Source organism: Cyanobium usitatum str. Tous, assembly GCF_963920485.1.
GTDB lineage: Bacteria > Cyanobacteriota > Cyanobacteriia > PCC-6307 > Cyanobiaceae > Cyanobium_A > Cyanobium_A usitatum_A.
In genome coordinates this window covers 38,292-50,398 of record NZ_OY986431.1, presented here as the reverse complement: position 1 = coordinate 50,398, position 12,107 = coordinate 38,292, and the positions used below count along the sequence as shown (strand labels likewise).

Sequence of the window (12,107 nt, the reverse complement as noted above, 5' to 3'; positions counted from 1 at the left end):
ACCCCCTTAGCCGGGCGGTTCGATCCGCACCGCAAACCACTGAATCGTCAATCCAGGCGCCAACTCCAGTTCGCAGGCGGTTTCCAGCAGTCGCTGGGCCTGCAGGCCCGGGCTAGGGAGAGCGGCCAGATCTGCCGGCACCGGCTCCAGCTTGGCAAGCCGGGCCTCAAGCCAGGCCAGGGTTTCGGCCGCCGTGAGAATCCGCTCGCCGCCACCGGGCTCCAGCACCACGTAATGATCAAGCTCCCGCAACAGGGGATCGGACATGACAGGAGCCCTACTGGCGCCCATCCTGGCGCTGCTGCTGGCGATGGGGCCGGGCGTGCTGGCGGAACGGGCTGCCCACTGGCCCGAGTGGCGCCTGCCCGCTCCCCTGGAGCGACCCTCAGCTCGAGCCGGCCACCAGGATTTGAACTACCCCGACTGGATGGCCGGGCGCTGGCAGGTGCGCAGCGATGACCTGGAGTACGAGGTGCGCTTCAGCCCCGACCCAGGCGGAGCAGTGGTGGGCGATCGGGCCTTCAACGCCACCGCGATCGGCAGGGCCCTGCTGGGCGCTGCCCTGCTGCAAGTGCGCAATGATCCGACCAACCCAAACCGCCAGATCGCCTTGCTGGCGGGTGATCAGCAACTGGAATCGACGGTGGTGGGACGCCGCAGCGAATCGTCCAATCCGACCGACTTCTGGGCCGACGAACTGGCCCTGCAGGTACTGCACGGCCCCGGCGACCCCCGGGTGAGCCGGGTGGAAACCCTGAGCCACTACAGCCAAAATCCCGACGGCACGGTGACGACCGAGCAGTGGCAGGCCAGCTATCCCTCCCCTGCCCTAGGCCTGGCCGCCGCGGCCAGCAGCAGCGGCCATTTCCAACTAACCCTGACGCCGCTCAGCCCCGACCCGCCTCCAGCACAATCCGATCCCGCCAGTTGAACAGGGGCTCAAGCAGCGGGTGGTCGGCGATGCCGCTAACGCCCTGGCCCGCTAAGGGGGCACCACTGCTGGCCGGGAATTTCAGCAAGCCCAACTGGGCGGCAACAGCCAGATCGGCAAGGGTGAGGCGATCACCCACCAAATAGGGCTGATCGGCAACCAGCACAGCCAACTGCTCGAGGTTGGTCTGCAGCTGCTGGCGCTCAGCGCTGCCCACCACCGTTGCCACCGCCTCGCCAACGCCAGCCATCACGGCGGCGGGCAGGTTGCTGACCAGCTGACGCAGGGGGCCGGGGGTGGAGTCGGGCAGCAGGGCGGAGCGCAACAGCGGATCAACAGCCGCCGCTTGCACCAGGGCAAGCCGGCAGCCGGCAGCAAGGGCCGTATCGGCCCAGTCTTCGATCAGCAGCACCCGGGCTCGCTCGGCCGGGGCCTCGGGCAGCAGCAGCGGCTCGGGGTGATGCCGCTCCAGATACAGGGCAATGGCCGTGGAATCGGCAATTACTTCACTGTCATCCAGCAGCACTGGCACCTGGCGCTGGCCCGACAGGCGGAAGAGTTCCAGCTGGCCCAAACCGGGCGTGACCTCGACCACCGTGTAGTCGAGCCGTTTGGCGGCCAACACCAGCCGCACCTTCTCGCAAAAGGCCGAATGCCTGAACTGGTGCAGTTCCATGCTTCAAACCTGACCTCTGGGCGGCAGAGTAGCCAGCAAGCAGCAAGGACCGACCACCCCGGGCGATGAAGGACTTCTTCCTGAATGTGACGCGCTACCCGCGCTACCTGGTGGCCTTTGGCCTGGGTGTGGCCAATTCGGTGTTCGAACCGCTGGCGGCTCGGGGCCGCAATCCGGTAACGGCGGTTGCCCTGATTGGCGCCGGCGTCAGCGGCCTGCTGAGCCTGGGGCTGATCCTGCATGCGATGGTGAACCCAGCACCGCTGGCATAGCCATGGCACAGAGCCGACGGGTGGAGCGGGTGGCCTCCCTGATCCGCCGCGAAATTAGTGAGCTCCTGATTGGCGGCATCAAGGACGAGCGGGTCAACCAGGGGATGGTGAGTGTCACCACAGTTGAGGTGGCGGGCGATCTGCAGCACTGCAAGATTTTTGTGAGCGTCTTCGGCAGCGACGCCGACAAAGAGCAAGCCATGGCAGGGCTGAGTTCGGCTAGCGCCTTCGTGAAGGGTGAGCTGAGCCGGCGGCTGAAGATGCGGCGCACCCCTGAGGTGGTGTTTGTGCTCGATCGAGGTATCGAAAAGGGCACCACAGTGCTGGGACTGCTCAATCGCCTAGAGGACGAGCGGCAGGAGAAAGGCGAACCCGCCGAAGCCAGTGATCTCTGAACCAAGCTCGACCCAAACCACGGCTCCAGCCCTGCTGCGCCTGATCCACCAGCTGATCGTGGTGCGGGCCAGCGGCAAACTTGCCGACCATCAACGCGGCTACCCCCGCTGGGAGCTGCCTAACAACAAGCTCCGCAGCCTGCTGGAGGCCGGGGTGGGCGGTGTGATCCTGCTTGGCGGCAGCGCCGCCGAGGTGGCCCTGCGCTGCAGCCAGCTAGGCCGCTGGGCAGCTGGGCCGCTGCTGCTCTGCGCCGATGTGGAGGAGGGGGTGGGCCAGCGTTTCGACGGCGCCACTTGGTTGGTGCCACCCCTAGCCCTAGGGCGCCTCTACGGACGCGAGCCCCAACAGGCGCTTGAGCTAGCCGAACGCTACGGGCAGTGCACGGGCCGGGATGCCCGGGCCCTGGGGCTCAACTGGGTGCTGGGGCCGGTGTGCGACGTCAACAACAACCCGGCCAACCCGGTAATCAATGTGCGGGCCTGGGGAGAAGATCCAGCCACGGCCGGGGCGCTGGCAGCAGCCTTTGTGCGCGGGGTGCAGGCAGCTGGGGTGCTCGGCTGCGCCAAACACTTTCCTGGCCACGGCGACACCAGCACCGATTCCCACATCACCTTGCCCCTGCTGCCCCACAGACGCGAGCGGCTGGCGGCGATTGAGCTACCGCCGTTTCAACAGGCGATCGCTGCTGGAGTCGCCTCGGTCATGACCGCCCACCTGATGCTGCCGGAGCTTGATCAAGAGCGGCCAGCCACCCTGTCCACACCGGTGCTTACCGGGCTGCTGCGCCAGCAGCTGGGCTTCGCTGGCTTGATCGTGACCGATGCCCTGGTGATGGACGCGATCACCGGGCGCTACGGCGCCGGGGAGGCGGCCGTGCTGGCCCTGGAGGCCGGGGCCGATCTGGTCTTGATGCCCGCCGATGCGGATGCCGCCATCGCCGCCATCGCTGAAGCGGTGGCCAGCGGCCGGCTCAGGGTTGAGCAGCTGGAAGCCAGTGCCGAGCGCCGCCTTCAGGCCCTGGAGCGCTGCGCTGGATCTGGATCTGGGGAGGCCGTGGCCGTTGCCGATCCGGAGGCGGCCGCCCAGCCCAACCAGGCCCTGGCCCTGGAACTGGTGCAAACCACCATGGAGACAGCCGGCAGCAGCGGCGCCGCCACCCCCCAGGCCGGCATCAACCTAATCAGGCTCGACTCGGCCCTAACCGCAGCCGCAGCAGTGCTGAGCGCCACCGCTCCAGCCCTGGCGCGGCCCGAATCCCGCGGCTGGCGCACCGTGCTGCTGGAGGCCCGCAGCCCAAGCCCTTGGACCACAGACGCCGACGCCCCCCTCGCCCTGGAGCGGCTCGGCCCAGGCCAGGTGCTCCTGCAGTTGTTTGTGCGGGGCAATCCCTTTCGCGGCAGCGCCGGCAGCGCCGAACCTTGGCCCGCGGCCATGCGCCAGTTAGCAAGAGCCGGAAGGCTGGCGGGGCTGGTGGTTTACGGCAGCCCCTACCTCTGGGAGGAGCTGCGCCCCCTCCTGCCGCCGGGCGTCCCTGGCGTCTACAGCCCTGGCCAGATGCCCCTGGCTCAGGCCGAAGCTCTGCAAAAACTGGGCAGTGAACTGGGGCTGGGAGACACTGAAGCAAGCGCTGGCTTCACCGACTGAACCGGAGCCGAGCTGTCCGTTTCTCGCCCCGTCCCCATCCGGCCCATGCTCAGTCTCTCGATGATCGTGCGCAACGAAGCCGAGCGGCTGGAGCGCTGCCTGGCCTCGGTGGCGGACTTCGTCGATGAGATGGTGCTGCTGGACACCGGTTCCAGCGATGCCACCATCGCCATCGCCGAGAGCTGCGGTGCGGTGGTGCACCAGCTGCCCTGGCCAGGGGATTTCGCACCGGCCCGCAATGAGGCCCTGGGGCACGTGACCGGCGACTGGGTGCTGGTGCTCGATGCCGACGAGTGGCTGCTGCCCGAGGCCCGCCAGCCGCTCCAAGCCCTGATGGCCGAGCCGGATCTGCTGCTGATCAACCTGCTGCGGCAGGAGCTGGGGGCAGCCCAGTCGCCTTACTCAAATGTGAGCCGCCTGTTTCGCCGCCATCCAGCCATCCACTGGAGCCGGCCATACCACTCGATGGTGGATGACAGCGTGCTGGCCCTGCTGGAAAAGGAGCCCCACTGGCAACTGGCGGATTGCGCCGTGCCTGCTTTAGCCCACGATGGCTACCGCAGTGATCTGCTGGCCAGCGGCGCCAAGGCAAAGCGGCTGCGCCAGGCCATGGAGGCCGACCTGGCCGCCTATCCCGGAGATCCCTACGCCTGCGCCAAGCTCGGCAGCCTGGAGGTGAGCGAGGGCAACCGCGAACGCGGCATCGCCTTGCTGCAGCAGGGATTGGCCCGGTGCCCAGCCAGCCGCCACCCCGAGCGCTATGAGCTGCTGCTGCACCTGGCGATCGCCCTGGGCAGCAGCGACCCGAACCGCGCCAGCCAGCTCTACCGCCAAGCCCTGGAACTACCCCTGCCGCCGCGGCTCACCCTGGCGGCCCGGCTGAATCTGGCCGCCCTGCTGCAAGAGCCCGGCACCAGGAGCCAGGGCGCCCTGGAAGAGGCCTGCGAATTGTGCCGCCAGGCCTGCGCAGCGGCCCCCGAACTGGCCCTCGGCTGGCTGCACCTGGGCATCAGCGAGCGGCGACGCGGCCAGCTGCCGGCGGCAATCGCGGCCTACCGCTCAGCCCTGGAGCGCGATCCAAGCCTGGCCGCCGCTCAGCAGAACCTCGCCGTGGCCCTGCTGCTCAGCGGTGACGTGCCAGGGGCCCGCAGCGGCTTCCGCCAGGCGATCGCCCTACTGGAGCAGCAAAACCGGCAAAGCGAAGCGGAAGCACTGCGGCAGCAGGCGGGCAGCATGGTCAAGCTGGATGACCAGTGATCCCCCTGGCCATGGCTTCTGACTCCTATCTGAGCGGCCGCAGCATCGCCGTGACCAGGGCCGAAACCCAGCTAGGGGAAGCTCGGCGCCTGTTTGAAGCCGCTGGCGCCACGGTGGTAGACCTACCAGCCTTGGTGGTGACCCCACCAGATGAATGGGGCCCCCTCGACGATGCCCTGGCCGAGCTCGATGATTTCCACTGGCTGGTTTTTTCCAGTGGCAACGGCGTTGAGGCCGTGGAGCAGCGGCTGCGCCGCATCGGCCGCTGCCTGGCACGGCGGCCCAGCCACCTGAAGATCGCTGCGGTAGGCCGTAAAACCGCCGCCCAGCTGGAATCGCTTGGAGCGCCCGCCGACTTCATCCCGCCCAGCTTTGTGGCCGACAGCCTGCTGGAGCATTTTCCCGTCTCGGGTTGGGGGCTGCGCCTTTTGCTGCCCCGGGTGCAGAGCGGCGGCCGCACCCTGCTAGCGGATGCCTTCGCCGCTGCTGGTGTGCGGGTGGTTGAAGTTGCCGCCTACGAGACCAGCTGTCCCGAGGGTTTACCCAGCGCTGCGGTGGCCGCCCTAGAGCAACGTCGCCTCGACGCCATCACCTTCAGCAGCGCCAAAACCGTGAGCCACACCTGCCAGCTGCTGGAAAGGGCTTTCGGGCCCACCTGGGGCAGCCAGCTGGAGGGGGTGGCGGTGGTTTCAATCGGACCCCAAACCAGCGAGCGCTGCCGGCAGCTACTCGGCCGCGTCGATGCTGAAGCCGATCCCCATGACCTGACTGGACTGGTGGATGCCTGCGGCCGCAGCCTCAGAGCTCGGCCGTCACCGCCTGCTTGCCCTGACGCAGGGTGAGGCGACCCTTTTGAACATCGATGCTGGCCACGCTCCAACCCGCGGGCAGTAGGGGCGTGGTTCTGTAGTCCGTGGTTCTGTAGTCAGTGGTGCTGCCGCCTCTCTGACCGACCCGCAAGGTGCCGCTCTCCGCACCGAACTGCACCAGAGCCTCCGGGGTGCCGCCGGAGCGAATCACGCCGTTGAAGATCAAGCCAGGGGGGAGGCTGAGAAGTACCGGTCGGGATGCGCTTATCTGCAGGGGCGCAAAGGGATCAACACGCCCAGAGGAAACTGAAGCCACCACCTGGTTGGAGCTGGGCAGGGGTGTCAGTCCCGCCAAGGGAGCTGGTGCCCCAACAGGAGCTGGTGCTGGGGGCGCCGGCGGCTGGGTTGCCTGCGGGGGCTTCTCCCCAGCGCAGGCGACCAGCAGGGCTGCAGCGATGGCAGGGCCGAGGAACTTAAGGGTTGCGGGTTTCAACGAGATCACGGAATCGGTCAAGGTTGGCTTGAAGCTCCTTGGTCACAATTCCACCCAGGATGCTTGGTTCCATCAACGGTGCCAAGACCCCAGGCAATTCATAGCTGACACTCAGCTTGACCGCCGTGAGCTCGGGCCCCTGGGAATAGAAGCGCACCGCACCCTTAGTGGGCAGGCCTCCCACCGACTCCCAGTGCAGTTGCTGGGCCTCCACCCGCTGGCTGATGCGGGCTTTCCAATGGAAGCGGAAGCCCTGCGCCGCCAGGGTCCAATCGGTGAGATCGGGGTCGCCCGGCTCGGTTACAACCGACTCAATCCAGCGCATCCACTGGGGCATCGCCTCCAAATCACTCCATACCTCCCACACCTGATCCACCGAGGCCCGGATCTCTGTGGTGACGCTGTGCTCAAGCCAACGGCCCATGGAATCTCCTACGAAACAGAGGTGTTGGTGGCCAGCGCAGCCTGGCTTGCCAGGATCGCCGCTGCGGCTAAGCGCCCACTCATGGTGGCGCCTTCCATCGAATCGATGTAATCCTGCTTGGTGTAACTACCGGCCAGATAAAAATTGGCTACTGGCGTGGCTTGCTCTGGCCGGTAAGGCTCCATGCCGGGAGCCTCGCGGTAAAGGGACTGGGCCAGCTTCACCACGTTGCTCCAAACCAGCTTCAGGCCCGCGGCCGAAGGGAACAGGCTTCGCACCTGGGCGTCGGTGTGGGCCACGATCTCTTCAGTTTTCTTGGGAATCCAGGGATCACCTGGGGTGAGCACGCACTGGAGCAAGGAACCCTGCCCCTGTTTGCGGTAATCCTCGGGACTGGCCAGGGCCAGATCGGCGAAGCAGCTGAAGTCAGCGTCGGCGGTGTAAAGCAGGTTGTCGAGACCAGCGGGGCTACTGAGATCGGCGCGGGCGGCGGTGGCGGCGGCGTCATCACCGAGCTCGGTCACCCAGCCGTCATAACGGAGCTGCACGGTGGCCACCGGCACCGCATCGAGCTTGTAAATGTTGTCGAATAAGGGCCAGCGGCGCCAGGCTTTCGGCAGCATTCGCTGAATACCAGGCACATCGCAGGCGGCCAGATAGGTGTCTGCAACTACAGATACATCCCCCTCAGGGGTGCCGAGAGTGAGGCTGCTCACCCGGGTAGCGGGCTGGCCATCGACGCCAGCTGCCCCCTCCTCGAAATGCACCTCCGTGACCCGGTGGCGCAGATGCAGCCGGCCGCCGCGCTGCTGGATGTAGTCGAGGATCGGGCCCGTGAGCCAGCGGTGGGGCGAGCCTTTGAGCAGGTTGAGCTTGGAGGCCTCGGTTTTGGAGGCAAACATCATGAAGATCGTGAGCATGCAGCGGGCCGAGATCGCCTCGCAATCAATGAAGCCCAGGGCATAGGCGATCGGATTCCACATCCGCTTAATGCTCTGCTCACTGCCGCCATGGCCCACAAACCACTCCTGGAAGCTGATCCGATCTAAGGCTCGGATCGTCTTCATGGCCCCCTCGTAGTCCACCAAGCCGCGCACGATCGGGCTGGTGCCCAGGGCTAGGGCATTGCGCAGCTTGTCGATCCAGTCGAGCTGGGGAGTGGTGAAGAAGGCCTTCAAGCCGTTGAAGGGAGCGCCTAGGGCGAAGCGGAAATCCAGCTCCCGCAGGTCTCCGCCCGTGTTCACAAACAGGTGGGTGTGGTCCTTAGGCAGCAGGTTGTCGATCGCCCCCACCTTGCGCATCAGGGCGAAGAGGTTGGCGTAGTTGAAAAAGAACACATGCAGCCCCATCTCAATGTGGTTGCCGCCCTCATCCACCCAGCTGCCCACCTTGCCGCCCAGAAACGGCCGGGCCTCGTAGAGATCCACCTGGTGGCCGGCATCCACCAGATCCACCGCCGCAGATAAACCGGCCAGTCCCGCTCCCACGATGGCGACCTGCACCCTTGCAACCCTCATTAGTGTCCTGACTCTATGGAGACACTCCACCAGGCAGCGAACGGGGAGCCTCCATACAGTGGTTGCAACTGGCGTAGATCTCGATGAGTACCGAAACTGTCACAGCTGTTGCAGCCCAGGCCCAACCCACCTTCACCGCCAAAGACGGCAAGGGGATCCTGATCACCGAACCGGCCATGAAGCAGCTGGGGGCGCTGATGAATCAGCAGGGTGAGGCCAAGGTGTTGAGGGTGGGCGTGCGCTCCGGGGGCTGCAGCGGCATGAGCTACACGATGGATTTCATCGATGCCAGCGCGATCCTGGGTGATGACGAGCATTACACCTACGAACCCGCCGATGCTCCCAGTTTCGCGGTGGTGTGCGATCCCAAGAGCCTGCTCTACATCTACGGAATGCAGCTGGATTTTTCCTCAGCCCTGATCGGCGGCGGCTTCAACTTCACCAACCCCAATGCCAGCCAGACCTGCGGCTGCGGCAGCTCGTTTGCGGTGTAATGCCCATCGGGTGGCAATCTGAGCAGATGACCAGGCAAGCCGCCTCCCTATGACCTCAGCAGACGTACCGTCCCTGTTCGAGCAGGCCATGCAGCGCTACCAGGAGGGAGTGGCACCCGCTGAATTGATCGATAGCTTCATCGCCATCACCGAGCAGTCCCCCAACCAGTCGGCGGGGTGGACCTGCCTGGCCTGGCTGCAGCTGCTCGATGAGCAGCCCCAGGCTGCCCTGCGCTCCGCCAAAACCGCCGTGCGCCTTAACCCCCAAGACCCCCAGGCCCGCATCAACCTGAGCCTGGCCATGCTGGAAACGGGCGCCAAAGGGGTGCGCGAACACATCGAAATTGTGCAGCGGGTAATGGCAATGGCGCCTGAGATGACTGGCGAACTGCAGGAGTCGATCGCCGATGGGCTGGTGCGCAAACCAGGCTGGAAGGCCATGGAGAAGCTGAAGGCCTGGCTGGCGGGTTGAAACCGGTTCTGCTACTCAGCAACGGCCACGGGGAAGACCTCAGTGGTGCCCTGGTAGCTGCCGAGCTGATGCAGCGGGGAATCCCGGTTGAGGCCCTGCCCTTGGTGGGTCACGGCAGCCCCTATCGCCAGCGGGGCGTGCCGGTGCTGGGCCGCACCCGCAGCTGCAGCACGGGCGGCCTCGGCTACACCAGCCTGGGCGGACGGCTCAGCGAGCTGCTGGAAGGCCAGATGGGCCATGTGCTCGGCCGGCTCCTGCTCCTGCGCCGCCGCCGCCGCCACTACGGCCTGGTAGTGGCCGTGGGCGATGTGCTGGCGGTGCTGGGGAGCTGGCTCTCGGGCCTACCCAGCGCCGTTTATCTGGTGGCTTACTCGAGCCACTACGAAGGCCGCCTGCGGCTGCCCTGGCCCTGCGGCTGGCTGCTGAACCGAGCAAGCATCAAAGCCATCTGGAGCCGCGATTGCCTCACCGCCAACGACCTCAGCCAGCAACTGAACCGTGCCGTGGTCTTCCTTGGCAATCCCTTCCTCGACGTGGTGAGCGCCGGCACAAGCGAGTCACTGCCACTGCCGGCGTTGCAATTGGCGCTGGCGCTGGTGCCAGGCAGCCGCCTGCCGGAAGCGGCGCGCAATTTGGCTTTGATGCTGCGTGTGCTCGCCCTGCTGCCCGAGGAATGGGCGCGCAGCCAGCCCCTGCGGCTACGCGCCGCCCTGGTGGCCGAGCTCGACAGCAGCTGCGTTGCCAAGCTGGCCGGCCCCCTGGGCTGGCGGCTCGAGCCAAGCGACCGGCTGATTCGCGGCCCCCTGGTAGTTGAACTTGGCTGGGGCCAGTTTGGGGAAATCTTGGCCTCCTCCCAGCTGGTGCTGTGCATGGCTGGCACCGCCGCCGAACAGGCCGTGGGGCTAGGCAAGCCAGTGCTGCAGCTGGTGGGAGGAGGCCCCCAATTCACGGCCGGCTTTGCTGAAGCCCAGCGCCGCTTGCTTGGCCCTGGCGTGCGCTGCGCCCCCGGCAGCAGCGGCAGTGCAGCAACCCTGGCCGCCACCGCCCAGCTGGCCCAGGAACTGCTGGAGCAGCAAGGCGATCCCAAGCAAGGAGCAGCCCTACGCCAGTCCCTGGCGGCCATTGGCCTGGAGCGAATCGGCGCGCCTGGCGGCAGCGAGGCGGTGGCAGCGGCGATCATGGCAATGCTGCGCCCTAATCCGGCCCCTGAGCTGCCATGACCGCACCTAACCCCTCCCCAAGCTTGCTGCAGCAACTCAAGGGATCAATGGACACCCTGCTGGTGGTGGATGTGTTTGTGGTGATTGCCGGGGCAATTTGGTTTGCCGTGGCCGTAACCCTGCACAGCCAGCACATCGAAGCCCCCCTGGAGTTGTTTCAGCGGCTGTGGGAGCCGCTGTTCACCCCGGCAATTGGCTTGCTGATGGGAGCGGCCCTGCTCAGTGGGGCGCTGGGCTGGTGGCAGCGGCGAGGGCAGCGCTGAGCTGGGGATACTGGAAAGTGAACCCCTGGGCCAGCAAGCGCTCGGGCAGCACCTGCTGGCCCTCCAGCACCACCTGGGCCCCATCGCCAAGCAACAGCTGCAGGATCGGCCCCGGCACGGGCAGCAGGCTGGGACGCCCCAGGGCCTTGCCTAAGGCACTGGCGAACAGGCCCATGGTGGTGGCTTCCGGGCTAACGGCGTTGTAGACACCGCTGTAGGCGCCATCTTCAAGGGCCGTGGCGATCAGGCGGCAGAGATCGTGGCGATGAATCCAGCTCATCCACTGGCGGCCCGAGCCCACCGGCCCACCGAAACCCAAACGGAAGATGGGCAACATCTTGCCGAGGGCGCCACCATCGGGGCCCAGCACAATGCCGATGCGCAGCTTCACCAGCCGGCAAGCAGCTGGAGCCTGATCAGCGGCCGCTTCCCAGCGCTGACAGATCTCGGCCAGAAAATCGCCCCCGGCGGGGCTGGACTCGCTGAAGCGCGCCTGCGTACTGGAGCCGTAGAAGCCCACGGCTGAACCATTAACCAGCACGGCGGGGGGCTGCTCCAGCCGCGCCAAGGCAGCCACCAGCAGCTCAGTGGTGCGAACGCGGCTTTGCAGCAACAGCTGACAGTGGCCAGGGGTCCAACGACGCTCAGCGATCGGCTCACCGGCGAGGTTCACGACACCCTCCGCCTCAGAGAGGGCCCTATCAAGGCCGTTATCGGCCCAACTGGCCGCATCGGCCGGATCTAGGCGTATGCAGGCCAGCCTCTTACCAACCAGAGCCGGAAAGGGCTGGGACTGACGACTCACGAGGGTCAGCTCATGGCCTAGCTCGAGCAGAAAAGGCACCAGCTCGCGGCCAACAAACCCTGAACAACCCAGCAGCAGCAGCCGCATTTGAGACTTAACAGCTTGATGGAGGCTAGGCGGTTGCAATTGGGAGGGGCTGCCCGGAGCGCCTTAGCCTGAGTCAACAGACAAATTCACCATGGCTGACGCCGCCCCAGCACCTGCAGCCCAGACGCCCTTAAAGAAGGGCAGCCTGGTGCGGGTAAATAAAGCTGCTTACAGCGGCAGCCTGGAAGCCAACGCGAGCGATGCACTGCCGGGCTACTTGATTGAAGGTCCTGGCGAAATTCTTGCTATCAAGGGCGACTATGCCCAGCTGCGCTGGCGACGCCCGGTGCCTGATGTGTGGTTGCGGCTGGATCAGCTGGAAGCCTTTAGTAATTAAAGCCAACGGG

17 protein-coding genes are annotated in these 12,107 nt (G+C 66.2%); 11 read left to right on the top strand and 6 right to left on the bottom strand.

All coding sequences use genetic code 11. The annotated features are described in order from the left end of the window. Positions 1-6: 6 nt before the first annotated feature. Positions 7-267, bottom strand: coding sequence for a chlororespiratory reduction protein 7 (locus tag U9970_RS00305; protein WP_322764803.1), 261 nt, complete (start codon positions 265-267; stop codon positions 7-9). Here U9970_RS00305 and U9970_RS00300 point away from each other — a divergent pair. Then, a complete protein-coding gene (locus U9970_RS00300) occupies positions 266-931 on the top strand; it encodes a DUF6816 family protein (protein WP_322764802.1) in 666 nt (221 codons plus the stop codon). The genes U9970_RS00305 and U9970_RS00300 overlap by 2 nt on opposite strands. Here the strand turns inward: U9970_RS00300 and U9970_RS00295 are convergent. Next, positions 888-1,607, bottom strand: coding sequence for a glutathione S-transferase (locus tag U9970_RS00295; RefSeq protein WP_322764801.1), 720 nt, complete (start codon positions 1,605-1,607; stop codon positions 888-890). The genes U9970_RS00300 and U9970_RS00295 overlap by 44 nt on opposite strands. Before the next feature lie 65 nt (positions 1,608-1,672). Between U9970_RS00295 and U9970_RS00290 the strand changes: the two genes are divergently transcribed. The 5 genes from U9970_RS00290 to U9970_RS00270 are packed head-to-tail and all read left to right on the top strand — an operon-like array spanning position 1,673 to position 6,018. After that, positions 1,673-1,879 (top strand): DUF751 family protein, encoded by a 207-nt coding sequence (locus U9970_RS00290; RefSeq protein WP_106633081.1) that lies wholly within the window; start codon positions 1,673-1,675, stop codon positions 1,877-1,879. A 2-nt stretch (positions 1,880-1,881) separates the two neighbouring features. Next, positions 1,882-2,274 carry a 30S ribosome-binding factor RbfA gene (gene rbfA, locus U9970_RS00285; RefSeq protein WP_322764800.1) on the top strand — a complete coding sequence of 131 codons (393 nt, stop codon included), beginning with the start codon at positions 1,882-1,884 and terminating at the stop codon, positions 2,272-2,274. Further along, the gene (locus U9970_RS00280; RefSeq protein ID WP_407653053.1) at positions 2,264-3,919 is read left to right on the top strand and encodes a glycoside hydrolase family 3 N-terminal domain-containing protein; all 1,656 of its coding nucleotides are present in this window, start codon (positions 2,264-2,266) and stop codon (positions 3,917-3,919) included. The genes rbfA and U9970_RS00280 overlap by 11 nt, the downstream gene beginning before the upstream one ends. 45 nt (positions 3,920-3,964) lie before the next feature. Continuing rightward, positions 3,965-5,176, top strand: coding sequence for a glycosyltransferase (locus U9970_RS00275; RefSeq protein WP_322764799.1), 1,212 nt, complete (start codon positions 3,965-3,967; stop codon positions 5,174-5,176). A gap of 11 nt (positions 5,177-5,187) precedes the next feature. After that, a complete protein-coding gene (locus U9970_RS00270) occupies positions 5,188-6,018 on the top strand; it encodes a uroporphyrinogen-III synthase (RefSeq protein WP_322764798.1) in 831 nt (276 codons plus the stop codon). Here the strand turns inward: U9970_RS00270 and U9970_RS00265 are convergent. The 3 genes from U9970_RS00265 to zds are packed head-to-tail and all read right to left on the bottom strand — an operon-like array spanning position 5,975 to position 8,404. Further along, positions 5,975-6,478, bottom strand: a complete 504-nt coding sequence (locus U9970_RS00265; protein WP_322764797.1) for a hypothetical protein — start codon at positions 6,476-6,478, stop codon at positions 5,975-5,977. The genes U9970_RS00270 and U9970_RS00265 overlap by 44 nt on opposite strands. Further along, positions 6,459-6,902, bottom strand: a complete 444-nt coding sequence (locus U9970_RS00260) for an SRPBCC family protein (protein WP_322764796.1) — start codon at positions 6,900-6,902, stop codon at positions 6,459-6,461. Before U9970_RS00260 ends, U9970_RS00265 begins: the two co-directional genes overlap by 20 nt. Positions 6,903-6,910: 8 nt before the next feature. Next, on the bottom strand, positions 6,911-8,404 hold the full coding sequence (gene zds, locus U9970_RS00255; RefSeq protein ID WP_322766157.1) for a 9,9'-di-cis-zeta-carotene desaturase: 1,494 nt from the start codon (positions 8,402-8,404) through the stop codon (positions 6,911-6,913). Positions 8,405-8,502: 98 nt separating this feature from the next. On the opposite strand from zds, the gene U9970_RS00250 reads away from it, so the two are divergent. Genes U9970_RS00250 through U9970_RS00235 form a run of 4 tightly spaced genes read left to right on the top strand, consistent with a single transcriptional unit; the run spans position 8,503 to position 10,868 of the window. Next, positions 8,503-8,913, top strand: coding sequence for a HesB/IscA family protein (locus U9970_RS00250; protein ID WP_322764795.1), 411 nt, complete (start codon positions 8,503-8,505; stop codon positions 8,911-8,913). A 49-nt stretch (positions 8,914-8,962) separates the two neighbouring features. Further along, the gene (locus U9970_RS00245) at positions 8,963-9,385 is read left to right on the top strand and encodes a tetratricopeptide repeat protein (RefSeq protein WP_322764794.1); all 423 of its coding nucleotides are present in this window, start codon (positions 8,963-8,965) and stop codon (positions 9,383-9,385) included. Continuing rightward, the gene (locus U9970_RS00240) at positions 9,382-10,605 is read left to right on the top strand and encodes a lipid-A-disaccharide synthase-related protein (RefSeq protein WP_322764793.1); all 1,224 of its coding nucleotides are present in this window, start codon (positions 9,382-9,384) and stop codon (positions 10,603-10,605) included. Before U9970_RS00245 ends, U9970_RS00240 begins: the two co-directional genes overlap by 4 nt. After that, positions 10,602-10,868 carry a hypothetical protein gene (locus U9970_RS00235; RefSeq protein WP_322764792.1) on the top strand — a complete coding sequence of 89 codons (267 nt, stop codon included), beginning with the start codon at positions 10,602-10,604 and terminating at the stop codon, positions 10,866-10,868. The genes U9970_RS00240 and U9970_RS00235 overlap by 4 nt, the downstream gene beginning before the upstream one ends. Here the strand turns inward: U9970_RS00235 and U9970_RS00230 are convergent. Further along, on the bottom strand, positions 10,825-11,760 hold the full coding sequence (locus U9970_RS00230; protein WP_322764791.1) for a TIGR01777 family oxidoreductase: 936 nt from the start codon (positions 11,758-11,760) through the stop codon (positions 10,825-10,827). The two genes, U9970_RS00235 and U9970_RS00230, sit on opposite strands and share 44 nt — an antisense overlap. 91 nt (positions 11,761-11,851) lie before the next feature. Between U9970_RS00230 and ndhO the strand changes: the two genes are divergently transcribed. Next, positions 11,852-12,097: an NAD(P)H-quinone oxidoreductase subunit O gene (gene ndhO, locus U9970_RS00225; RefSeq protein WP_255023253.1), complete on the top strand. Its 246-nt coding sequence runs from the start codon at positions 11,852-11,854 to the stop codon at positions 12,095-12,097. Positions 12,098-12,107 lie beyond the last annotated feature (10 nt).

Coding starts and splice junctions, on each gene's coding strand:
- U9970_RS00290 (WP_106633081.1), top strand. CDS start 1,673: ATGAAGGACTTCTTCCTGAATGTGACGCGCTACCCGCGCTACCTGGTG.
- rbfA (WP_322764800.1), top strand. CDS start 1,882: ATGGCACAGAGCCGACGGGTGGAGCGGGTGGCCTCCCTGATCCGCCGC.
- U9970_RS00235 (WP_322764792.1), top strand. CDS start 10,602: ATGACCGCACCTAACCCCTCCCCAAGCTTGCTGCAGCAACTCAAGGGA.
- ndhO (WP_255023253.1), top strand. CDS start 11,852: ATGGCTGACGCCGCCCCAGCACCTGCAGCCCAGACGCCCTTAAAGAAG.
- U9970_RS00275 (WP_322764799.1), top strand. CDS start 3,965: ATGCTCAGTCTCTCGATGATCGTGCGCAACGAAGCCGAGCGGCTGGAG.
- U9970_RS00305 (WP_322764803.1), bottom strand. CDS start 267: ATGTCCGATCCCCTGTTGCGGGAGCTTGATCATTACGTGGTGCTGGAG.
- U9970_RS00260 (WP_322764796.1), bottom strand. CDS start 6,902: ATGGGCCGTTGGCTTGAGCACAGCGTCACCACAGAGATCCGGGCCTCG.
- U9970_RS00245 (WP_322764794.1), top strand. CDS start 8,963: ATGACCTCAGCAGACGTACCGTCCCTGTTCGAGCAGGCCATGCAGCGC.
- U9970_RS00250 (WP_322764795.1), top strand. CDS start 8,503: ATGAGTACCGAAACTGTCACAGCTGTTGCAGCCCAGGCCCAACCCACC.
- U9970_RS00270 (WP_322764798.1), top strand. CDS start 5,188: ATGGCTTCTGACTCCTATCTGAGCGGCCGCAGCATCGCCGTGACCAGG.
- U9970_RS00295 (WP_322764801.1), bottom strand. CDS start 1,607: ATGGAACTGCACCAGTTCAGGCATTCGGCCTTTTGCGAGAAGGTGCGG.
- U9970_RS00230 (WP_322764791.1), bottom strand. CDS start 11,760: ATGCGGCTGCTGCTGCTGGGTTGTTCAGGGTTTGTTGGCCGCGAGCTG.
- U9970_RS00300 (WP_322764802.1), top strand. CDS start 266: ATGACAGGAGCCCTACTGGCGCCCATCCTGGCGCTGCTGCTGGCGATG.